Genomic DNA, 21674 nt, shown 5'->3' with positions numbered 1-21674 from the left:
TTGAACCAGATAAAGGACGAGATTGGGGGTAGCTACGGCAATGATCCTCTTTTCGAACCTTTGCAGCGAATGGTCGCTTTCTTCACCGAGGCGAGCCGAGATGAGTTGCGGCTTGTCACGATCAATCAAATCTCAAGTATAAGCGGCATTTCCAAAGATGATGGTCAGCTCATTCGCCTGATTTCAATCCTGTCTTCGCCATCATTGCCGTTAATGAAAATGTGCTTTCTCTATTCCAATGGAGATGAAGAGCACGAAGTTACAGACAAAGAAGTCGCAGAAGCGCGCGCGACAGGTGTGTTTTACGATCCCGGAACGGGCTTCAAAGACGAACATTACGAAAATAACATACTTCCATATTTCAGGGCGACCGCCGAATTTCTGGAGGTTCGTTCTTGACTTCCAACAGTTCATTTAGCTTGAGGGATTTAGAACTGCTAGCGCGTACAGAACAGGAGAAGATCTCTCTCGGTCGCATGATGCTACATTTAGGCCCCAACCCCTATGAAGCATTCATTGGATTGGTTGATCGCGCGGTTACGTTTGTCGTTGGTGAGATAACCTCCGATCCTAGTTCGAAACAGGACATGAGTGAAGACGAGCTTACCGAATTTCTACGGCTTGGCCTTAAAAGCATGGGCTTCAACGCAACCCACGACACGAAAACCGGCGGGCATTGCGATATTGTCATCGAAGAACACGGTGATCTGAAGTGGCTCGGCGAAGCTAAGAAGGTTGATGAGACGGACAGCAATTGGCTTTTCCAAGGCTATCTCCAATTGACCACTCGCTATACAAATGGGAGGCTCGATCAAGCCCACGGTGGGATGATAATCTACAGTTATATTGAAAATACCGTAAATATGATGGCGACTTGGCAAAAGTATCTTTTTAACAAGCAGTCGAGCGTGTCTTTGCACCAGAGCAATGCAACGGGTACGGTATTTACGACTAAAGACGTCATCGCAAGTAGCGGAACTGACTACTATGTGAGACACATCCCAGTCCAGTTGTATTTCAAACCACTTCACTGAATAAGCCTTCTGCAACCAAGGCATGCACCGCCATAAAAATCGCGAAGTGGGTCAAGACGGTAAACTTCGGTCTGGCGCACGCAAGCTGCGAACGGACGACTATATTCCCTGCTTTGGTTCAGGCAAGAAAGAGGCGAACCCTATTTCGCGGGGGCGGTGACGAAATCAACTACGAGCTCAATTTGAGTGATCTGTATATCAAGGGCTTATGTCGAACTGTTAAGCACAATATGGATGCAATGGACTGCCCGCTTCGACATTTCATTCGGAACGCAGTATCTATTCATTTTGCAATTAGATCTTCACCTTCAGCAAGTATTTCTTATCGAAATCTGGAAATTCGGCTTTCTCTATCCACGGCTTGAGTGTTTCTGCCTCTCTTCCACTTCCATAAGAACGGCTCGTTTTCATCTCTCGAGACCAGCCTTGAATGGCTTCGCTTATGCTTTCAGGGACCTGTCCACGATCAAGCGCGTCTTTCAATGTATGCCGGAACATGTGGAAGCAGGTCTCGGTGTCAACATCCTTAATTCCGCACCCCTTTAGAAAGGTAGCAAAACGCTTCGAGAAGATTGAGGTTTGGGTGTTGTCCGAGCCCGTGGGAACGTCAGGGAATAGAGCATCGTCTTTCAAGAGCCGCTTACTTTCGACAAATTCGATAAAGCCTGCCTCTATCAAAAGGGAATGAATAGGAACCTCCCTCCGGCTAAACTTGTTTTTGCCGACCTCTTTAGACAAATCTACGAAGTCTATGCCCCTTCTTGTCCTCTTGATCTGTGACGCACGCAGCCTCAGAATTTCGCTCTCACGCATTCCGGTGAAGAGCCCTATTAAGGGGAGCCAATATCTGCTGCGCTTTATCACGCGGGGTCCCGGCGTTCTAAAGCCGCGTCCATCATCCTTGCATCCGCTGAATATCGGAGCAGTGAAAATTGCTGTTAGTTGTTCAGCGTCAAATGATGATCGAAGCGCATGTTTCTCAGGGGCCTTGCCTCTTGGCCGGATATCTGAAACATCGAGATCGGGCGTTATACGCTCTTTGCGCGCCCAATTGAAAAATGTTGTCATGCGCGCAAGGTAAAGTTCTTGTGTAGCGTAGGCTATTCTTTTCAAGCCCTTCTGATCAGCGTAAGCAACGATGTCTTCTAACGACGCATCAGGAGGCGGAGCGTCCTTAGTTTTCGTGTAGTTTGGAGGCAGCCGCGCAACCAAATCACGAAACGCATGGCACCTGTCACGTGTGATGCTAGACATTGGTGTATCCGCTCCGAAGAACTTAACAACAACTGCCGAATAAGCCGTGTATTTTGTAATTGTTTTGGAAGCTTTTGGTTCAAGAGAGATTACCAGGTGCCAAAACTTTTCCATGGCGGACCCAACAGTTTCTGGAGATCGCCGAACCCTAACCATCTCGAATGTATCATCGCTTCCAAGGTCGGCAAAAACTGCATCCTTTGGATCATCGCGGAAGTCGTCCGAGAGGCGAGAGAGTTCAATACGGCTAGCGGCGATCAATGCACGTCGTGTTAAATCAAGGATACGCTTGTCTAGTCGGTCGCCTTTATCAACGTCGCGACCGGACTGCTCTAAGGCTCGCTTGGCGGAAAGCTGGACTTGCTGATTGCTTTCCTCATTTTCCAGATCCAACAGTCCACCGATATCGCCGCTTAATTCTACACGCAGGTCTGAAAGCTCAGCGGTCGTCGGAGCTTTTTTCTCATTAGCGGTTGCGGCATCGTAGCCAGCTAGTCGCTGTGTCACGATAGCGCGCGCTATAGCAATCGCTTCTTTCTCGCTTACTTCAATGATACCGGGGGGCACATTTCGAGGGACCGGCGTTTTGAACAGAGCACGCCGCGCTCGGATAGCGGAAAACTCAGCTTCAAGCTTCGCTGCTTCCTCATGGCACCTACCTACCGCTGTTTGGTAGTCATCAGTTTCCAGCGAAATTGGATACTCTTTCTTCCCATAACGTTGGACGAGGTCTTTCGGAATACGCTTCCGAAAGTAGTAAATGCGTCCGCGAAGGACCAGTCCACGAGGTTTTGCCATATCGTCCATGCTGCGTTGTGTAGCAGTTTTGTGTAGCAGTTGGCGACAAAAGAAATGGTTGACGGGTCAAAACCCTGTGTATTTGGGATTTTTAGTTGATTATGGCGGAGAGGGTGGGATTCGAACCCACGGTGGAGTTACCCCCACGCCGCATTTCGAGTGCGGTACTTTCGACCACTCAGCCACCTCTCCGCATGGTGCACTACGGTAGAACGATTTATAATAACCGTGCCGTTGGTAAGCATCTAAAGCGAATGCTAAGTGTGTAGCGGCTCAATAACGGGCCAAATGCAATTAGACAAGACCTAATTTGCACAAGAGTGCGAAAATTCTTGACTTTTCCGCTGTCTCACACCTATAAGCACCAGACTTTAAGCGCAGATCTATCCGCGCCTATTGTTTTGATTGGAGATTTTCGGTTTACCGGGCTCTGATCTGGAGGCTGAAAAGCTTTCAAAATCAACCGACTGATAAAAAGACGGCCCGTGCCCATGGCGCTTGCGTTGCAGGGTATGAGAGCTGGACCGAACGACCCGAAAGGAAAACAAATGTTCGCAGTCATTAAGACTGGTGGCAAGCAGTACCGCGTTGCCGCAAACGACCTGATCAAGGTTGAAAAGGTTGCTGGCGAAGCTGGCGACATCGTAGAATTTGCAGAAGTTCTGATGGTTGGTTCGACCATTGGTGCGCCAGTCGTTGCAGGCGCTCTCGTAACGGCAGAAGTCGTTGAACAGGGCCGTGCACGCAAGGTTATCGCGTTCAAGAAGCGTCGTCGTCAGAACTCGAAGCGCACCCGCGGTCATCGTCAGGAACTGACGACCATCCGTATCTCGGAGATCCTCACCGACGGCGCAAAGCCTTCCAAGAAGGCCGCTGAGAAAAAGGCTCCAAAGGCAGACGCCGCTGAAGGCGAAGTCGCAAAGCCAAAGAAGGCAGCGCCTAAGAAGGCTGCAGCCAAGGCCGATTCGGCTGAGTAAGTAGAAGAGATTAAAGGAGAAATCCAATGGCACACAAAAAAGCTGGTGGTTCGTCGCGTAACGGTCGCGATTCAGAGTCGAAGCGCCTTGGCGTGAAGAAGTTCGGTGGCGAAGCTGTCGTTTCTGGCAACATCATCGTGCGCCAGCGCGGCACCAAGTGGCATCCGGGCGCCAATGTTGGCCTCGGTAAAGACCATACCATTTTTGCTACCACCAATGGTTCCGTTGCTTTCCGCACGAAAGCCAACGGTCGTACTTACGTGTCGGTCACCCCGATCGCGGAAGCAGCAGAGTAAGCCGGACCTCTATAAAGTACCGGCGTCCCATGGACCCGGTACATATGGCGACCTGCCAGAAGATCAAAGGGAAGATGGGACAACCATCTTCCCTTTTTTCGTCTGGAGGACAGAACAATGGTCGTCGAAGTTTTAGAAGAAGATTATTACGAGAGCTGTAGTGAGCGGGAGGCCAGCTATGCTGATCTCTCGCCGGGATTAGCAGATCAGTTGAATTGCCCCGTCCTTGTGACTGACAGGCTGGTTCTGCGCCCGCCGCATGTCGAAGACGTGGATGCAATTTCCTATCTTGCCAATAATGCCCGCGTCTCCACTATGCTCGCCCGTATGCCTCATCCATACACCCGCGAAAATGCCGTGGACTTTGTCGAGCGCGTGCGAAAAGGCGAGATGGGCAATTGCATTTACGCAATTACCCAAGCTGAAACCGGTATTTTTATGGGCTGTTGTGGCATCCATCCGCACAGCCACAGCGAAGGTCTGGAGATTGGTTACTGGCTGGGCGAGCCCTATTGGGGGCATGGTTTTGCTACGGAAGCTGCCCACGCATTGATTGATCTGGCCTTTCGCGCCACGCCAATCCAGCGGTTGCATGTTTCCTGCCACGCCAGCAATGGCGGTTCGCGTCGGGTGATTCATAAGTGCGGTTTTCAGTTCAGCAGTATGGGTATGGCGGATTCACTTGCTGCCGGAAATGTTCCCGTCGAGCGCTATGTTCTCGATCGGCGGACATGGATCGGCCTGAGAAGCTGGCAGTCATAATCATAATGAATGGCCCTGCGTTTAGAGCGCATCCCGAAAAGTGTGAAACGGTTTTCGGATAAGATACGCGTTAAAATAAATAGTTAGAGCGCAGGGCCGATAATCATCGGGGAATATAATGAACGATATTTACGCAATCACCCGCCAAAGGGTTGAGGTTCGGGCACTGGATAAGGGCGACTTGCACCGGTTTCGTGCGATACGCCTTTCGGCTTTGCAGCTTGCGCCACAAGCCTTTGGTTCAACCTTTGAAGAAGAAAATGCCTATTCCGAGAGCGTGTTCGCGCGTCGTCTTGAGCACGTCAATGGCAATGTCATTTTCGGTGCTTTTCATGGTGAAAGCTTGGTAGGAATCGCCGGGATGTTTCGACATGAGCGCAAGTCGGAGCGGCACCGTGGCACTTTGGTGAGTGTCTATGTTGCGCCCGAAGCGCGTGGGCTGCATCTTGGCAAGGCGCTTGTTCAGCGTGTTATCGAACATGCAGCAAAGCATGTGGTGATATTGGATGCGAAGGTTGTGGCAACAAATGAGCCCGCCAAGCGCATTTATGACGAACTCGGCTTCAGATCCTATGGTGTTGAGTTAAAGTCACTCTACGTGCAAGGGCAGTATCTGGATCAGGAACTGCTTTACATCGATTTCAGTAATCCGGCATGGAAACTGAATTTAGGCTGAAATCCCTCCGTTTCTGCTGTTTGCAGGACGCGGGTTTTGCTGTAATTGCAAATCGGATTGCGCGAGACTTTGCGCAATCCCAAAGTTTAAGACGCGCTCCGATACAAATACGGTGCGTCACAAGAGGTAAGTTCAATGAAGTTTCTCGATCAGGCCAAGATTTACATTCGCTCCGGCGCGGGCGGTGCGGGCGCTGTTTCGTTCCGGCGCGAGAAATTTCTTGAATTTGGTGGCCCTGATGGCGGCGATGGTGGTCGCGGTGGTGACGTTTGGGTTGAGGCCGTTGACGGTCTGAATACGCTGATCGATTATCGTTACCAGCAGCATTTCAAGGCTCAGATCGGCATGCACGGCATGGGTCGTAACATGACCGGCGGCAAGGGCAATGATGTTGTTCTCAAAGTACCAGTAGGAACGCAGATTTTTGAAGAAGATAATGAAACACTGATTTGCGACATTACTGAACTTGGCCAGCGTTATCGTCTGGCTAAGGGCGGCAATGGCGGGTTTGGCAATCTGCATTTCACAACGTCGAGAAACCGCGCGCCGCGTCATGCCAATCCCGGTCAGGATGGAATTGAGCGCACAATCTGGTTACGTCTGAAACTGATTGCTGATGCAGGTCTTGTTGGATTGCCGAATGCGGGCAAGTCCACATTCCTCGCAAGTGTAACGGCTGCAAAGCCGAAGATTGCCGATTACCCGTTCACCACATTGCATCCGAACCTTGGCGTTTCGCGCGTCGATGGCCGCGAGTTCGTGATCGCGGATATTCCGGGGCTGATTGAAGGTGCAAGCGAAGGCGTAGGCCTTGGTGATCGCTTCCTCGGCCATGTCGAGCGTACGCGTGTGCTGTTGCATCTGGTTTCTGCACAGGAAGACGATGTGGCGAAAGCTTACACAGTTATTCGTGGCGAGCTTGAAGCCTATGAACATGGCCTGTCTGAAAAGACGGAAATCGTAGCCTTGTCGCAAATCGATACGATTGATCCTGAGACGCGTAAGGAAAAGATTAAGGCGCTTAAAAAGGCATGTGGGCGCGATCCGATGATGCTTTCCGCGGTCAGCCATGAAGGCTTGAACGATGTTTTGCGCCAGCTTGCGAGCGTGATTGATAAAAGCCGTGCAGCGGAAGCTGGAACAGCCGAAGAAGAATAACAGTTGAAAATGCGGCGCAGGAACTGAAAACATGTTAAAACAACTCAAAGACTATCGCCGCATTATTATCAAAATTGGATCTGCGCTTCTCGTGGATCGTTCAACCGGTCTCAAGCAGAGCTGGCTTGAAAGCCTTGGACAGGACATCGCAAACCTTTCGCGCGCCGGTGTTGAAGTGTTGGTTGTATCATCCGGCGCTATCGCATTGGGGCGCACGGTGCTTGGACTGCCGAAGAAATCGCTCAAGCTTGAGGAAAGTCAGGCTGCGGCTGCTGCCGGTCAGATTGCACTCGCAAAAGCTTACGCCGATGTGTTGGGCGGTCATGGCGTGAAGTCGGGTCAGATTTTGCTCACGCTGGATGATACAGAAGAGCGTCGTCGCTATCTCAATGCACGCGCAACAATCGAGACATTGCTGAAGCTCGGTGCGGTCCCGATCATCAATGAGAATGATACGGTTGCGACCACTGAAATTCGCTATGGCGATAATGATCGTCTGGCAGCACGCGTAGCCACTATGATGGGCGCTGATCTTCTCATTTTGCTGTCCGACATTGACGGGCTTTACACGGCGCCGCCACATAAAGACCCTAACGCGCAGTTTTTGCCACTTGTAGCAACCATTACGCCACAGATTGAAGCTATGGCGGGTGCGGCTGCTTCCGAGCTTTCGCGTGGTGGTATGAAGACTAAGCTTGATGCAGGCAAGATTGCCAATGCGGCTGGTACGGCCATGATCATTACTTCTGGTACGCGTATGGCGCCACTTTCGGCGATTGATCGCGGCGAGCGCGCAACTTTATTTGAGCCGTCCAATGCGCCGGTCAATGCATGGAAAACATGGATTTCCGGAAATCTGGAACCCGCTGGTCGTTTGACGGTTGATGCGGGTGCTGCCAAGGCGCTTAAATCTGGCAAGTCGCTGTTATCTGCCGGTGTCAAAGACATCGAAGGTCAGTTCGAGCGCGGTGACACGGTTGCCGTTCTTAACGAAGATGGTCGTGAAATTGCACGCGGTTTGATCGCTTATGATGCGGGAGATGCACGCAAAATTGCTGGTCATAAAAGCGATGAGATCAGTGAAATTCTTGGATATGATGCACGTAGCGCGATGATCCATCGAAATGATCTTGTTGTGCGCACGGCCAATAATGCGGAAGTTGTATAAGAGGGAAGAGATGTTGAACAAAGTGGATGCCGGTACTGATATCGCGGCCATTATGGCTGAGGTTGGTCGTAAAGCCAGACAGGCAGCGGCTCCGCTTTCCATTGCTTCGCCTCAACAGAAAAACCAAGCCTTGCTTGCTGCTGCAGATAGCATTCTGTCAAGCAAAGATGCAATCCTTGAAGCCAATAAGCTTGACCTTGCCAATGCTGCGCAAAGTGGCATGGCGGCTTCGTTTGTGGATCGCCTGACGCTGGATGATAGTCGTATTCAGGCTATCGCCGATGGTATTCGTGCGATAGCTGCTTTGCCTGATCCGGTTGGCGAAGTGATTGCCGAATGGGATCGCCCGAATGGCCTGCACATTGAGCGCGTGCGCACGCCGCTTGGCGTGATTGGCGTCATCTATGAAAGCCGCCCCAATGTAACGGCGGACGCTGGAGCCTTGTGCCTCAAGGCTGGTAATGCGGTCATCCTGCGTGGCGGTTCAGATTCCGCACATTCGTCGGCAGCCATTCACAAGGCGCTGGTTGCAGGATTGGAAGTGGGCAATTTGCCTGCGGATGCCATCCAGATCGTGCCTGTGACAGATCGTGCAGCGGTTGGTGAGATGCTCAAAGGACTGAATGGTGCGATTGATGTGATCGTACCACGCGGCGGAAAAAGCCTTGTCGCGCGCGTGCAGTCTGAAGCGCGTGTGCCGGTTTTTGCGCATCTTGAAGGCATCTGCCACCTCTATATCGATAAGTCTGCCGATCTTGATATGGCGCGTGCGATTGCGCTCAATTCCAAGATGCGCCGCACTGGAATTTGTGGTTCTGCCGAAACGTTGTTGGTTGATCGTGCAGTGGCGAACACTCATCTTGTGCCGATTTTGCAAGATTTGGCTGCCAAGGGCTGTGAAATTCGCGCTAGCCAAGAGGTGTTGGCACTTTATCCCGATGCTGTGCCTGCAACGGAACAAGACTGGTCGACTGAATATCTCGACGCGATTATATCCGTGAAGCTGGTTGACGGCGTTTCAGATGCAATTGCGCATATTGGGCAATATTCATCGCATCATACCGAAGCGGTTATTGCGGAAGATGCAGAGGTTGTGGCGCACTTCTTCAACGAGATCGACTCGGCTATTCTTTTGCACAACGCCTCGACCCAATTTGCAGACGGTGGCGAGTTTGGCATGGGTGCGGAAATCGGCATTGCTACCGGCAAGATGCATGCGCGTGGTCCGGTCGGTGTCGAACAGCTGACATCGTTCAAATATCGAGTTCGTGGCAATGGTCAGGTTCGGGGCTGATGAAATTCGGCTTCGGGCTATCCGCGTTAAAAGCCAACTATCCAGATGTTGATGCGCATTATCTGCGTATGCCTCATGTTGAGAGGGGCATGACAGTCGGCTTGTTTGGCGGCTCGTTCAACCCTCCACATGGGGGACATGCGCTGGTTGCCGAAATCGCTATCCGGCGGTTGAAGCTTGATCAGCTCTGGTGGATGGTGACACCCGGTAATCCGTTAAAGGATACGCGCGAACTGGCATTACTTGCAGAGCGTTTAAAGCTGAGCGAAGATATATCGACTGATCCTCGCATCAAGGTGACGGCACTCGAAGCGGCTTTCCATACGCGCTACACTGCCGATACTCTGGCCCTGATACAAAAAGCCAATCCGGGCGTGCATTTCGTCTGGGTGATGGGAGCGGACAATCTTGCATCGTTCCATCACTGGCAGCGCTGGCGCGAAATTGCAAAGAATTTTCCTATTGCCGTGATTGATCGCCCGGGCTCAACGCTTGCCTATTTGTCGTCACGGATGGCGCAGACGTTTTCTACCAGTCGCATTGACGAGCACTATGCGCCATTGCTGGCACGTCGCGCGCCTCCGGCATGGACCTTTATCCATGGGCCGCGCTCGACACTGTCATCAAGCGCGCTTCGCAAGCAGAAATCAAAAAAGTGAATGGGTGCTATTAGCGTATCCCGAAAAGTGTGAAGCGGTTTTCGGAAAAGATGCGCGGCAAAAAGGATTAAACTCTTGAAAGAATGCAGGGACTCTGCCTATCTTAGGCATGTACGGTGCTTATAACTGCCGTATTGCGTTGTTCTTGCTGAAAGGAAATACACTGAGAACAGCAATTGAGAAGAAGGCTCACCACGCGCCTTCATCGGTCGGGATGAACGAAACCACTTTCGTGTCCCAGGCCTTCGATGCGGCTTTGGCCAGTCTCGAAAACTCCAAAGCAGAATCTATCACTCCTATCGACATTCGCTCACGATCTTCGATCGGTGATTTTATGATCATCGCGTCGGGTCGTTCGCATCGCCATGTTTCGGCTGTCGCGGATCATCTTTTGCAGGCGCTTCGTGAGATGGGCTGTAAGGACATTCGGGTCGAAGGGCTCGAAGCTGGTGATTGGGTTCTTATCGATACAGGCGATATTGTCGTCCATATTTTCCGTCCGGAAATCCGTGATTTCTACAATCTGGAAAAGATCTGGATCGACAATGACCTCGAAGACAAACGTGCATCGGGAACTGTGCACTAATCCAGTCTGAGTGAGGGCGCTATGCGTGTGAGTGTGTTTGCCGTGGGCCGGATGAAAGCCGGCCCCGAGCGGGAGCTGGTCGAGCGCTATTTTGACCGCTTTTCCAAGTCTGGACCGCCACTTGGTCTTGAGTTCGCCGGTGTGAGCGAAATCCCAGAAAGCCGTGGACAGACGGCAGAATTACGCAAGACCGAAGAGGCACAGCGCATCAATGAGGCACTGGATAATGGTGCCGCGTTGATTTTGCTCGATGAGCGCGGGAAAACGCTTGGATCGGAAGATTTTGCCGAGCGGATTGGGCGTATGCGCGACGATGGCAAGCGTCAGTTGATTGTCGCCATTGGCGGTCCGGATGGACACGATCCGGCATTGCGCTCGCGTGCTGATCTGGTTTTAGCTCTGGGTGCTTTAACGTGGCCGCATCAGATTGCCCGCATTTTGGTTGCTGAGCAATTATATCGGGCCGCAACAATTCTTGCAGGGCATCCGTATCACCGATCCTAATTCTTTCATGTTCTTCTCATAATCGATGCAACGGGTCGGGTTTCATAACTGCCTCGTGCACTATTTGAAGAATCACATGTCGCCTTCATCGACGAACACAACGTTGCCGCAGATTGCATTCGTAACCGATCGCGGCTTTCTCAAACCCACGTTCGTTGCAATGTGGGGCATGCTGCGTCACTTAACGCAGCCCGGTATCGTGCATTTCTGGGGCGATGGTCTTGAAGAGCAGGATTGGAAGGCGGTGCATCGCGTGGCAGCCACAAATCCAGCCGTGACAGTCAATTGCTTGCGTTTGACTGCTGATGATCTGGAAGGCGCCAAAGGGCCAACCTCGCATATTTCGGCGGCATCGATGGGTCGGCTGCACATACCGTCGCGTATTTCTGGCCGCGTTCTCTACATTGATGGCGATACGCAAGTGGTGGGTGATGTCTCGCCTCTTTTTGCGCTTGATCTCAACGGTTGTCCGGTTGGTGCGGTGCGCGATAGTGTCGTGGCGAAATGGTCGGCTCGCAGTCTCAAGGTGCGCGAGAAGTCGATGCCGCGTGTGCGTGAATTGCAAGAGTTGATGCAGCAAAGCGATATCTCGCGCTATTTCAATTCAGGTGTTCTTTTGTTGGATACCGATGCCATTCACGCAGAACCCGAACTGCATCAGGCCATGCATGATCTGGCTCGCGCGTCGGCCTGTCCTTTGGGCGATCAGGACCATCTCAACAATGTTTTTCGCGGGCGGGTGCATCTAATTAACCCGGCCTATAACTCGTCATGGAGCCAAGTGGCGCGGCAGCGGCGACATATTGCACGACTGGGCGGAGATGCTGAGGAAAGCAGAGTTAGCCCTGAAATTATCGTCCATTTTCACGGTCCTGAAAAACCATGGAAGCGGCCACGACTTGATCTTTGGAGGCATCGCGCCCGCGCAGTTTGGCGTTATCGTCGCGAGATGCATGAATACGCGCAGAGCTATCCCGATCTTTTGCCGTAATATTACGCGCTTGCTATCTATGGCTAACAATTCCTTAATGCTCTCGGGCTAGTTTTGGCCTTGTTTCTTTCAGATATAGCGCGCCATGAATTCTGTTTGCTCTTTCTCAAAGCTGCCTTTGCTTGCTCTTTTGCGGGCCGGCTTTGCTGCGACTGCGCTTTTGGCAGGTGCGTCTCAGGCCTATGCGCAACAGGCTATTCAGCAGCAGCGCGATCAGGCGGCAAGCGAATATGAGCAGCTAACCACCGAATTGTCGGTGACAGGCGACAAGCTCAAACAGCTTGAAGGCGAGGTGGCGAACCTCAAAAAAGATCAGGCGACGATTACGGCGGCACTTATTCAGTCGGCAAAGACCGATAAGAAGTTGCAGCAGGATATTGCTGATAGTGCCGATAAGCTTGAATCCCTGCGCGAGCAGGAAGATGGCATTCGCACGTCTTTGCGTGCGCGACGCGGGGTTCTGGCTGAGGTTTTGGCTGCCTTGCAGCGCATGGGTTTGAACCCTCCACCTGCGATCCTCGTGCGCCCAGACGATGCGCTCGCATCGGTACGTAGTGCAGTATTGCTGGGTGCTGTCGTACCGGAAATGCGTGGTCAGGTCGAAGAGCTGACGGGTGATCTTGCCGATATGCAGCGTGTGACTGCTTCCATAGCACAGGAGCAGGAGAGGCTCAAAGAAACGCGCACGCAACAGGCAGAAGAGCAGAAGCGTCAATCACTTCTTCTTGAAGAAAAGAAGAAGTTGCAGTCACAATCCGAGCAGGAAATTGAAGCCCAGCGCAAGCGCTCTGAAGAGCTTGCAGATCGGGCAGGCAGCCTGAAAGAGCTGATTGACGGGCTTGATAAGCAAATGGCGGGCGTGCGTGATGCCGCTGATGCAGCGCGTAAGGCCGAAGCGGAACGTCTTGCAAAAGCACAGGAAAAAGCCGGAGAATCAACGCCTGATGCGAACCGTCTTCATGCGCAGATTGACTTTGCATCGTTACAGGGAAGGCTGGCACTGCCTGCCACTGGAAAGACGATCAAGCATTTTGCGGAGAAGGATGGTGTCGGCGGCAACATGATGGGGCAGGTGGTTGAAACCTTGCCCGCTGCCACGATTACGTCACCTTCCGATGGCGTTGTATTATATGCAGGAACATTCAGATCTTATGGACAGCTCTTGATCCTCGATGCGGGCAATGGATATCATATTGTCATGGCTGGCATGGGTCGAATCGACGTTGCTCAGGGTCAGTTCGTTTTGGCGGGTGAGCCTGTTGGCGCGATGGGGGAAAAACTTCTCGCGAGTGTTGCACCAATTGAGGTGGGCAATGGCGCTCCATTGCTCTACATTGAGTTTCGAAAAGATGGAAAACCCGTTGATCCGGCCCCATGGTGGTCCGAGCGGCTTTCTGGAAGGACACAAAATGATACGTAAACTGTCGCTGCTGTTCGCCGGAGCCCTGTTGGGCGCGTCAGCCATGGTGATGGTTCAGGGCGCGCCTGCTTCCACTGCTTTTGCAGCAGCGGGAAAAGACAGCGATGTCTATAAGGACCTGGCTCTTTTCGGTGATATTTTTGAGCGTGTGCGCCAGCAATATGTGACGCCGCCCGATGATAAGAAGCTGACGGAAAGTGCGATCAACGGCATGTTGACCTCGCTTGATCCGCACTCTTCTTACCTTAACCCGGAAGCCGCGCAGGATATGCGCGTGCAGACCAAGGGTGAGTTTGGCGGTCTTGGCATTGAAGTCACGATGGACAACGATCTTGTAAAGGTCATTGCACCGATTGACGACACGCCTGCGTCAAAAGCTGGTGTCCTTGCGGGCGATCTGATTAGCAAGATTGACGGCACGGAAGTGCGTGGTCTGAGCCTCAGCGATGCAGTGGAAAAGATGCGCGGTGAAGTCGGTTCGCCGATTGAACTGACCCTTATTCGCGAAGGCGCGGAAAAGCCGATTACGCTTAAGATCGACCGCGCTGTGATCAAGGTCAAGGCCGTTCGTTCGCGTGTTGAGAATGACGTTGGCTATCTGCGTGTGATTTCCTTCACGGAACAGACTTCTGATGATCTGCGTAAGGCAATCAAGGATATTCAGGAAAAGATTCCAGGCGATAAGCTCAAGGGCTATGTGCTTGATCTTCGTCTGAATCCGGGTGGTTTGCTTGATCAGGCTGTCGCCGTTTCGGACACTTTCCTCGACAAGGGTGAAATTGTTTCGACCCGTGGTCGCGATCCGCAGGACGTAACCCGTTTTGATGCACGCAAGGGCGATCTTGTTGATGGCAAGCCGGTGATCGTGCTGATCAATGGCGGTTCGGCCAGTGCGTCTGAAATTGTTGCTGGTGCATTGCAGGATCATCGCCGTGCGACGGTGCTTGGCACGCAGTCCTTCGGCAAAGGCTCCGTTCAGACGATTATCCCGCTTGGCGAAAATGGATCGCTGCGTCTGACGACCGCGCTTTATTACACGCCATCGGGCAAGTCGATTCAGGGTAAGGGTATTACACCGGACATCAAAGTTGAGCAGCCGCTGCCACCAGAAATGCTGGGTCAGGATGTTGTTCGTGGTGAGTCCGAGCTTAAGGGCCATATCAAGGGCAATGCTGAAGACGATCAGGGATCGGGATCGGCTGCCTATGTACCGCTTGAAGCCAAGGATGACGTGCAGCTCAATGAAGCATTGAAGCTCCTGCGTGGTGAAGTCGCCAATGCGTCATTCCCACCAGACCCTAAGAAAGCCGTTTTGAACTAACTGGTTTTCGATGTGACAATTATAGACGCGGGAGTTCAGGCTTCCGCGTTTTCTTTTTGTCGCACGTCAATAACATTGAAACACTACAAACTGCCGCATAAGACTTATTCAAACACCCGCATACGGAGATACCATGTCGAAGCACAAAGGCCTTGTCGATCCTGAAAGCCTACCCTATCGCCCCTGCGTCGGGCTGATGGTACTCAATAAGGCTGGTCTCGTCTGGTCGGGTCGCCGCATTGTCATTCCGGGTGATGAAATGGATGGTGCAACACAGCTTTGGCAGATGCCACAGGGCGGTATCGACAAGGGCGAAGATCCAGCAGTTGCCTCGTTGCGCGAGCTTTATGAAGAAACCGGCATGAAGTCGGTCTCTTTGCTTGAAGAAGCACCGAACTGGATCAATTATGATCTGCCCCCGCATCTCGTCGGACAGGCGCTTAAAGGCAAATATCGTGGCCAAACCCAAAAGTGGTTTGCCTATCGCTTTGAAGGTGATGAGAGCGAAATCGCGATCAACCCGCCGCCCGGTGGACACACGGCTGAGTTTGAGGAATGGGCATGGAAGCCTATGCAGGAATTGCCTGAGCTGATCGTGCCTTTCAAGCGCAAGGTCTATGAAGAGGTCGTGAGCGCTTTCCGGCATCTCGCACCATAATTTGTAAGCCCTCTTGTTTGCTAAGCCGACTCATTGTCAACTCGCCACAGGCGCGTCGGAGATGTGCTGTGATAGGGAGAGATGCTTATGGATGGTATGAGTCTTCTTATATTTCTGTTCGTTGGTCTGATTGCGGGCTGGCTGGCTGGCAAAGTCGTGCAGGGCGGTGGCTTTGGCCTCATCGGCAATATTATTGTCGGTGTGATTGGGGCCTTCTTTGCAGGATGGTTGTTGCCGCGTCTCGGCTTTTCGGTGGGCGGAGGTGTGATCGCTTCCATCGTCAATGCGTTTATCGGTGCAGCAATCCTTTTGATTATTCTGCGTATCGTCAAACGCGTCTGACGAAATTTTGCCCGGTTGTAACAATCGGGCGACTTTCTTTTAAAGCTTGGAAAAATGACACCGAATTCAAAGCTGTCGCTTGGTTTGGCTTTAACGGCTGCCGCTGGTTTTGTTGATGGAATAGCCTTTCTGGAATTGGGAGGCTTTTTTGCTTCTTTTATGAGTGGCAACACGACACAGCTTGGTCTCGCCATCGCCAGACAGCCGGATATTATGGGCCGGATAATTGTCTGGCTTCCGGTCGCGCTGGTCGGCCTGTTCTTTGCTGGCGCCCTTTTCGGTACGCTTGCCGTCCGCGCTTATGGCCGAAATGGTAGCATCGCCGTCATGGCAATCGTGGCGCTGACACTCGTTCTGGTCTGCGTCTTGCGCCATTTTGGACTGGATTTGATCCATCCGGTGTTGATGCTTGCGGCTGCGATGGGCGCACAAAATGCCGCCGTACAACCGATTGGTTCTGCGCGTTTGGGCGTTACGTATGTAACCGGAACATTGTTTAATTCAGCTGCAGACCTTGCTGGGTATATACGCGGAGAGGTTCCGCGCTGGCGCTGGTTGCAACATTTTTCCGTCTGGCTTTCACTGATGATCGGAGCGGTTTGTGGCGGCTTGGGGCATTATTTTATCGGACTGTATGCGCTCTATATTCCGGTCGTGATTATCGCTGCCGTCATGGCGATTTACGCGCGTATTGGTTAGCTAAACAGCGATTTCTCGTTCTCGACCAGCTCTGAAATCAGCGCTGAAACTGCCGTGACACGCCGCAAGGTGCGTGCGGATTCGTGATAAGTCAGCCAATAGGCGCGCCGGATTGTGCGATCTGTAAACAGCGGTACAAGATCGGGATCAGCCCTCGCAATAAACGCGTGAAGAATGCCAATACCAGCACCTGCTCGAACCGCTTCCACCTGACCAAGCGCACTGGAAACTTCAAAATCGGGCTTCCAGTCGCGGCTTATTTCTGGGGCATAGGCCAGTGATGGGTTGACCACAAGATCTTCGACATAGCCAATTAGCCTGTGATTACTCAGCTCTTCCGTGTTTTGCGGTGTGCCGTGTTCTTCAAGATAGCTGCGGTGCGCATATAGGCCGAGTGTATAATCCACGAGCCTGCGGGCAATCAGCCGTCCTTGTTCGGGTCGTTCCACGGTAATGGCGATATCCGCCTCGCGCCGCGACAGCGAAAACGAGCGGGGGACGGGAACCAGCTGTATGGTCAGGTCAGGATATTGTTGTGTGAGACGTGCAAGCCGGGGTGTGAGAAAATTTACACCGAAGCCATCGGGTGCGCCGATGCGAACTGTGCCGGAAACGGCCACATCGGCGTTACCGATATTTGAACGTGCGGACAGCATCTCTGCTTCCATACGTTCAGCAGCAAGCAGAAATTCCTCGCCCGCATGGGTAAGTGTCGAACCGTTTGTGCGGCGCGTCAAAAGCGTGGTCGACAGAGCCGCTTCAAGTGCAGTCAGACGACGCGCAACGGTGGTGTGGTTGATGCCAAGTCGTTTTGCGGCGCCGAGAATCTGCCCAGAGCGTGCAACAGCCAGAAATATCCGAATATCATCCCAGTTCATGGCATTCTCTGCTCATATAAGTTTTCGGAAACCGTACTATAAAAAATGCACAACAGATACGCTTTTCAGCGCCTTGCAATAACGAATTTGCAGAGTCAGGATGGGCTACAAGAAGACGGCTTTTGACGCCGCCTTAAGGAACAACATAAGGGAGGCGTTTTGATGCGCACTGTAGGACATTTTATCGGCGGCAAGCATGTTGCCGGAAAAAGCGGCCGTACGGCTGATATTTTTCAGCCTCTTGATGGCACAGTTCAGGGTACGGTGGCTCTCGCCACAAAAGATGAAGTCCGTGCAGCGGTCGAAAACGCAAAGGCAGCGCAGCCAGCATGGGCGGCGACCAATCCGCAGCGCCGCGTTCGCATTCTGCGCAAATTCCTTGAACTGGTTGAAGCTGAATATGACAGCCTTGCAGAGCTGCTGGCCCGCGAGCACGGAAAGACGATCGCTGACGCCAAGGGCGACATTCAGCGCGGTCTGGAAGTGGTGGAAGTCTGCCTCGGTTCCGCTCATATGCTCAAGGGCGAATTCACCGACAATGCAGGTACGGGCATCGACACCTATTCGATGCGTCAACCGCTCGGTGTTGTTGCTGGTATAACGCCGTTCAATTTCCCTGCCATGATCCCGCTTTGGAAGGCTGGCCCGGCGATTGCCTGCGGCAATGCCTTCGTATTGAAGCCATCCGAACGCGATCCTGGCGTGCCAATGCGTCTGGCCGAACTGTTCATGGAAGCCGGTCTTCCAGCTGGCATTTTCAACGTCGTTAACGGCGACAAGGATGCGGTCGACGCGCTGCTCGACGATAAGGATGTGCAGGCAATCGGCTTCGTCGGTTCGACACCAATTGCACAATATATCTATGGTCGCGGTTGCTCGAACGGCAAGCGCGTCCAGTGTTTCGGTGGTGCCAAGAACCACATGCTGATCATGCCCGATGCCGATATGGATCAGACCGTGGATGCGCTGATCGGTGCTGGTTACGGTTCGGCTGGCGAACGCTGCATGGCGATTTCGGTTGCTGTCCCTGTTGGTGAAGATACTGCAAACCGTCTGATGGAAAAGCTGATTCCAAGGGTTGAATCTCTGAAGATTGGCCCTTCGACTGATAATTCAGCCGATTATGGCCCGGTTGTCACCAAGGCCGCTCTCGACCGCATTCGTGGGTATGTCGATCTCGGTGTTGAGGAAGGCGCAAAGCTTGTCGTTGATGGCCGTGGGTTCAAGATGCAGGGTTATGAAAACGGCTTCTATATGGGTGGCTGTCTGTTTGATCATGTGACATCCGACATGCGCATCTATAAGGAAGAAATCTTCGGCCCCGTTCTCTCGGTAGTTCGCGCCAAGACCTATGAAGAGGCGCTCGCTCTGCCAAACGAACATGAATACGGCAATGGCGTTGCTATCTTCACCCGTGATGGCGATGCAGCACGCGATTTCGCAAGCCGCGTTCAGGTCGGCATGGTTGGTATCAATGTGCCAATCCCGGTTCCGATTGCTTACTACACGTTTGGCGGCTGGAAAGCTTCGGGCTTCGGTGATCTCAACCAGCACGGTCCGGATGCATTCCGCTTCTACACCAAGACCAAGACTGTTACCTCGCGTTGGCCGTCTGGCGTTAAGGATGGTGCAGAATTCGTCATCCCAACGATGAAGTAACCTCCTTTTCATGAGGTTGCGCGTTCCCGAAAGCAGTGCGCGCCACCTTACTTCTTCCTCCAAGTGAGAGACCTCGCACATGGTACCCCCGCCATAGGCGAGGTTTTCTTTATGTAATCTTTGCGATGAAACAGGTGCACTTTTCCTCAGTGCACACTAGATTACGTCTTATTGAGAATATCAGGAGACGGATTTATGAGCGGAAAAATCAATCAGCAGATCGTCCTTGCATCACGCCCGGATGGAAAGCCAAGTGCCGAGAATTTTCGTCTTGATGAAGCTGCAATCCCTGAGCCCGGTGAAGGCGAGGTTCTGCTTAAAATCCGCTATCTCTCGCTTGATCCCTATATGCGCGGGCGCATGAGTGCAGCCAAATCCTATGCTGCTCCGACTGAGATTGGTTCTCCAATGGAGGGGGGTACAGTTGGCGAAGTTGTAAAAAGCAACAGTGCGGGCTTTCTTCCGGGTGACTTTGTTCTCTCGCATTCAGGCTGGCAGAGCTTTGCGGTTGCCGATGCATCGACGCTGCGCAAGCTTGATCCGAAGCAGGCGCCGGTTACAACTGCACTTGGCGTCATGGGGATGCCGGGCTTCACCGCTTATTCAGGACTTCTGACAATCGGTCAGCCCAAAGATGGTGAAACTGTTGTCGTTGCAGCAGCAACCGGTCCAGTTGGCTCTGCTGTTGGCCAGATTGCCAAGCTTAAAGGTGCGCGAGCGGTCGGAATTGCCGGTGGTCCAGACAAATGCAAAGCACTGATTGATGAGTTTGGCTTTGATGAAACACTTGATCATCGTAGTGAGAATTTTGCTCAGGAACTGGCGCTGGCTTGTCCCAAAGGCATTGATGTCTACTTTGAAAATGTCGGCGGTAAGGTTTTCGATGCAGTTCTGCCACTTCTCAATCCGTTTGCACGTGTTCCGGTGTGCGGTCTGATTGCGCAATATAATCAGAAGGGCGCTTTCGATGGACCGGATCGGATGCCGATGCTAATGCGTGATATTCTGACCAAGAGCCTGACAATTCGTGGTTTCATCCAGCGTGATTTTGCAGATCAGGCGCGGGCTTTTCAGCATGATATGGCGAAATGGATTGCTGATGGTCATGTCCGCTACCGCGAAGACATTGTAGAGGGGCTTGAAAACGCGCCAAAAGCTTTCATTTCAATGCTCGAAGGCGGCAATTTCGGCAAGCTCATCGTGAAACTGACATAAGCAGACAATATTCTGCTTGCAGAACTGCCGTTCGGGCATAATGCTGTATCGTCTAATCCGGAGCACGAGTCTTTCTTGAAGGCAGGCAGAATATGGGAGAACGCCATCAGGCGGGCATAGGCGAGGGCGGAAATCCGGGACGCGAGCGTCAGGATGAGGCTGAGCGTATTCTTGAGCGTCTGGCGCGCGAGCAAACAGGCCCGCAAGCGATGGTTCGGCGTGGGCTTTCTCGTACCAGCAAACATCTGTCTGCCGATGATGCGCCCGAAAACGATCCTATCGAACTCTGGGCCACGCGCGTCGGGCGCTGGCTTGGTCTCATCATCACGCTGGCGATTATCGTCTGGCTGATTTCCTATCTCATGCAAAGCCAGGTTTAACATGACGCTTTCTGCGCCTTCGGACGCGACAACCGTTATTGTCATCTCAAGCCATGTCGTGCGCGGTTCCGTTGGAAATCGTGCCGCTGTTTTCGCTCTGGAAACACTCGGTTTCCCAGTTTGGGCTGTGCCGACCGTGGTATTGCCATGGCATCCGGGCCATGGTCCTGCAGGGCGCATTGTGCCACCTCCACAAGAGTTTGCGACACTGATGCAGGATCTTGAGCGCGCACCCTGGCTTGGGGAGGTGGGTGCTATTCTGACAGGTTATCTTGGCAATTCTGAACAGGCAGCAGCCGTGGCGGGGCTGGTTAAAAAGGTGAAAGAGCACAATCCCAAAGCGCTTTACCTTTGCGATCCGGTGATTGGTGATCAGAAGGGGCTTTACGTGCCGGAAGCGACAGCGATCGGTATTCGTGATCATCTGATGCCGCTTGCCGATATTGCAACACCCAATCGCTTTGAGCTTTCTTGGCTGACGGGTGTTGAGCTTGAAGACAACAAGGCATTGATGGAAGCAGCCCTTGATACAGGACCAGCAACGATGCTGGTAACATCGGCTTTTCCGTTGATGACTGGAAGCATCGGTAATATTTTGCTGACGCCGACCTCAGCACTTATGGCGGAGCATCGTTGCGTTCACGGGCCGACCAATGGTCTTGGCGATCTCACCTCTGCTGTGTTTCTCGCGCGAAGACTTGCGGGCTTCTCGGAGGAAAAATCTCTCCAAAGCACGACAGCTGCCGTCTTTGAAATCATGGCGCGTTCGGCAAAGCGTGGGGCTGATGAGTTGATGCTGGAAGCCGATGCATCGAGTTTGGCCAAGCCTATGGCCATGGTGCAAACAAGACGGCTCGTTCATCCGACCAAAGGCTTGCGTGCATAGTGCATTTATAAGCGGCAACGGGTCGCAAGGATTATGGCCCGATGTTTTTTGATTGCTCT

24 protein-coding genes and 1 tRNA gene are annotated in these 21674 nt (G+C 52.6%); 22 read left to right on the top strand and 3 right to left on the bottom strand.

The window, feature by feature from the left end; translation table 11 throughout:
• Together RI570_RS05055 and RI570_RS05050 are read left to right on the top strand one after the other, a co-directional pair.
• Window positions 1-399: a hypothetical protein gene (locus RI570_RS05055; protein ID WP_313827300.1), complete on the top strand. Its 399-nt coding sequence runs from the start codon at window positions 1-3 to the stop codon at window positions 397-399.
• The gene (locus tag RI570_RS05050; RefSeq protein WP_313827299.1) at window positions 396-1034 is read left to right on the top strand and encodes a hypothetical protein; all 639 of its coding nucleotides are present in this window, start codon (window positions 396-398) and stop codon (window positions 1032-1034) included. The genes RI570_RS05055 and RI570_RS05050 overlap by 4 nt, the downstream gene beginning before the upstream one ends.
• 294 nt (window positions 1035-1328) lie before the next feature.
• On the opposite strand, the gene RI570_RS05045 is transcribed toward RI570_RS05050, so the two are convergent.
• Together RI570_RS05045 and RI570_RS05040 are read right to left on the bottom strand one after the other, a co-directional pair.
• Window positions 1329-3086: a site-specific integrase gene (locus RI570_RS05045; protein WP_313827297.1), complete on the bottom strand. Its 1758-nt coding sequence runs from the start codon at window positions 3084-3086 to the stop codon at window positions 1329-1331.
• A 102-nt stretch (window positions 3087-3188) separates the two neighbouring features.
• Window positions 3189-3278 (bottom strand) — tRNA-Ser (locus tag RI570_RS05040).
• 356 nt (window positions 3279-3634) lie between these two features.
• Here RI570_RS05040 and rplU point away from each other — a divergent pair.
• The 16 genes from rplU (at window position 3635) to RI570_RS04960 (ending at window position 16597) form a co-directional block, all read left to right on the top strand.
• A complete protein-coding gene (gene rplU, locus RI570_RS05035; protein ID WP_250041315.1) occupies window positions 3635-4063 on the top strand; it encodes a 50S ribosomal protein L21 in 429 nt (142 codons plus the stop codon).
• 26 nt (window positions 4064-4089) lie between these two features.
• The gene (gene rpmA, locus RI570_RS05030; RefSeq protein ID WP_250041313.1) at window positions 4090-4359 is read left to right on the top strand and encodes a 50S ribosomal protein L27; all 270 of its coding nucleotides are present in this window, start codon (window positions 4090-4092) and stop codon (window positions 4357-4359) included.
• 117 nt (window positions 4360-4476) lie between these two features.
• A complete protein-coding gene (locus RI570_RS05025; RefSeq protein WP_313827294.1) occupies window positions 4477-5121 on the top strand; it encodes a GNAT family N-acetyltransferase in 645 nt (214 codons plus the stop codon).
• Window positions 5122-5239: 118 nt separating this feature from the next.
• Window positions 5240-5797 carry a GNAT family N-acetyltransferase gene (locus RI570_RS05020; protein ID WP_313827292.1) on the top strand — a complete coding sequence of 186 codons (558 nt, stop codon included), beginning with the start codon at window positions 5240-5242 and terminating at the stop codon, window positions 5795-5797.
• Between the two features lie 135 nt (window positions 5798-5932).
• Window positions 5933-6955 carry a GTPase ObgE gene (gene obgE, locus RI570_RS05015; RefSeq protein WP_313827290.1) on the top strand — a complete coding sequence of 341 codons (1023 nt, stop codon included), beginning with the start codon at window positions 5933-5935 and terminating at the stop codon, window positions 6953-6955.
• Between the two features lie 31 nt (window positions 6956-6986).
• Window positions 6987-8123: a glutamate 5-kinase gene (gene proB, locus RI570_RS05010; protein WP_313827288.1), complete on the top strand. Its 1137-nt coding sequence runs from the start codon at window positions 6987-6989 to the stop codon at window positions 8121-8123.
• 10 nt (window positions 8124-8133) lie between these two features.
• A complete protein-coding gene (locus tag RI570_RS05005; protein ID WP_313827286.1) occupies window positions 8134-9417 on the top strand; it encodes a glutamate-5-semialdehyde dehydrogenase in 1284 nt (427 codons plus the stop codon).
• Entirely contained in the window at window positions 9417-10076 is a 660-nt protein-coding gene (locus RI570_RS05000) for a nicotinate-nucleotide adenylyltransferase (protein WP_313827285.1), read from the top strand. The genes RI570_RS05005 and RI570_RS05000 overlap by 1 nt, the downstream gene beginning before the upstream one ends.
• 214 nt (window positions 10077-10290) lie before the next feature.
• Window positions 10291-10662: a ribosome silencing factor gene (gene rsfS, locus RI570_RS04995; RefSeq protein ID WP_313828557.1), complete on the top strand. Its 372-nt coding sequence runs from the start codon at window positions 10291-10293 to the stop codon at window positions 10660-10662.
• Between the two features lie 21 nt (window positions 10663-10683).
• Entirely contained in the window at window positions 10684-11166 is a 483-nt protein-coding gene (gene rlmH / locus RI570_RS04990) for a 23S rRNA (pseudouridine(1915)-N(3))-methyltransferase RlmH (RefSeq protein ID WP_313827284.1), read from the top strand.
• Between the two features lie 76 nt (window positions 11167-11242).
• Window positions 11243-12157, top strand: coding sequence for a glycosyltransferase (locus tag RI570_RS04985; protein WP_313827283.1), 915 nt, complete (start codon window positions 11243-11245; stop codon window positions 12155-12157).
• Window positions 12158-12242: 85 nt separating this feature from the next.
• A complete protein-coding gene (locus RI570_RS04980) occupies window positions 12243-13577 on the top strand; it encodes a murein hydrolase activator EnvC (RefSeq protein WP_313827282.1) in 1335 nt (444 codons plus the stop codon).
• Window positions 13567-14898, top strand: coding sequence for a S41 family peptidase (locus RI570_RS04975; RefSeq protein ID WP_250041288.1), 1332 nt, complete (start codon window positions 13567-13569; stop codon window positions 14896-14898). Before RI570_RS04980 ends, RI570_RS04975 begins: the two co-directional genes overlap by 11 nt.
• Before the next feature lie 133 nt (window positions 14899-15031).
• The gene (locus RI570_RS04970; RefSeq protein WP_313827281.1) at window positions 15032-15556 is read left to right on the top strand and encodes an RNA pyrophosphohydrolase; all 525 of its coding nucleotides are present in this window, start codon (window positions 15032-15034) and stop codon (window positions 15554-15556) included.
• 87 nt (window positions 15557-15643) lie between these two features.
• Window positions 15644-15898, top strand: coding sequence for a GlsB/YeaQ/YmgE family stress response membrane protein (locus RI570_RS04965; protein ID WP_313827280.1), 255 nt, complete (start codon window positions 15644-15646; stop codon window positions 15896-15898).
• 54 nt (window positions 15899-15952) lie between these two features.
• On the top strand, window positions 15953-16597 hold the full coding sequence (locus RI570_RS04960) for a YoaK family protein (protein WP_313827279.1): 645 nt from the start codon (window positions 15953-15955) through the stop codon (window positions 16595-16597).
• Here the strand turns inward: RI570_RS04960 and RI570_RS04955 are convergent.
• Entirely contained in the window at window positions 16594-17475 is an 882-nt protein-coding gene (locus RI570_RS04955) for a LysR family transcriptional regulator (protein ID WP_313827278.1), read from the bottom strand. The two genes, RI570_RS04960 and RI570_RS04955, sit on opposite strands and share 4 nt — an antisense overlap.
• A 162-nt stretch (window positions 17476-17637) precedes the next feature.
• On the opposite strand from RI570_RS04955, the gene RI570_RS04950 reads away from it, so the two are divergent.
• From RI570_RS04950 to pdxY, 4 genes are all read left to right on the top strand, one after another.
• Complete coding sequence (locus tag RI570_RS04950; protein ID WP_313827277.1) at window positions 17638-19134, top strand: CoA-acylating methylmalonate-semialdehyde dehydrogenase; 1497 nt, start codon at window positions 17638-17640, stop codon at window positions 19132-19134.
• Between the two features lie 195 nt (window positions 19135-19329).
• Window positions 19330-20349: an NADP-dependent oxidoreductase gene (locus RI570_RS04945; RefSeq protein WP_313827276.1), complete on the top strand. Its 1020-nt coding sequence runs from the start codon at window positions 19330-19332 to the stop codon at window positions 20347-20349.
• A 92-nt stretch (window positions 20350-20441) separates the two neighbouring features.
• Window positions 20442-20729 (top strand): hypothetical protein, encoded by a 288-nt coding sequence (locus RI570_RS04940; RefSeq protein WP_313827275.1) that lies wholly within the window; start codon window positions 20442-20444, stop codon window positions 20727-20729.
• Between the two features lies 1 nt (window position 20730).
• Window positions 20731-21615 carry a pyridoxal kinase PdxY gene (gene pdxY / locus RI570_RS04935; RefSeq protein WP_313827274.1) on the top strand — a complete coding sequence of 295 codons (885 nt, stop codon included), beginning with the start codon at window positions 20731-20733 and terminating at the stop codon, window positions 21613-21615.
• The last annotated feature ends 59 nt before the right edge of the window (window positions 21616-21674 follow it).

Origin of the sequence: Brucella pseudogrignonensis, from assembly GCF_032190615.1 — a bacterium.
GTDB lineage: Bacteria > Pseudomonadota > Alphaproteobacteria > Rhizobiales > Rhizobiaceae > Brucella > Brucella pseudogrignonensis_B.
This window is presented reverse-complemented; position numbering and strand designations above follow the sequence as displayed.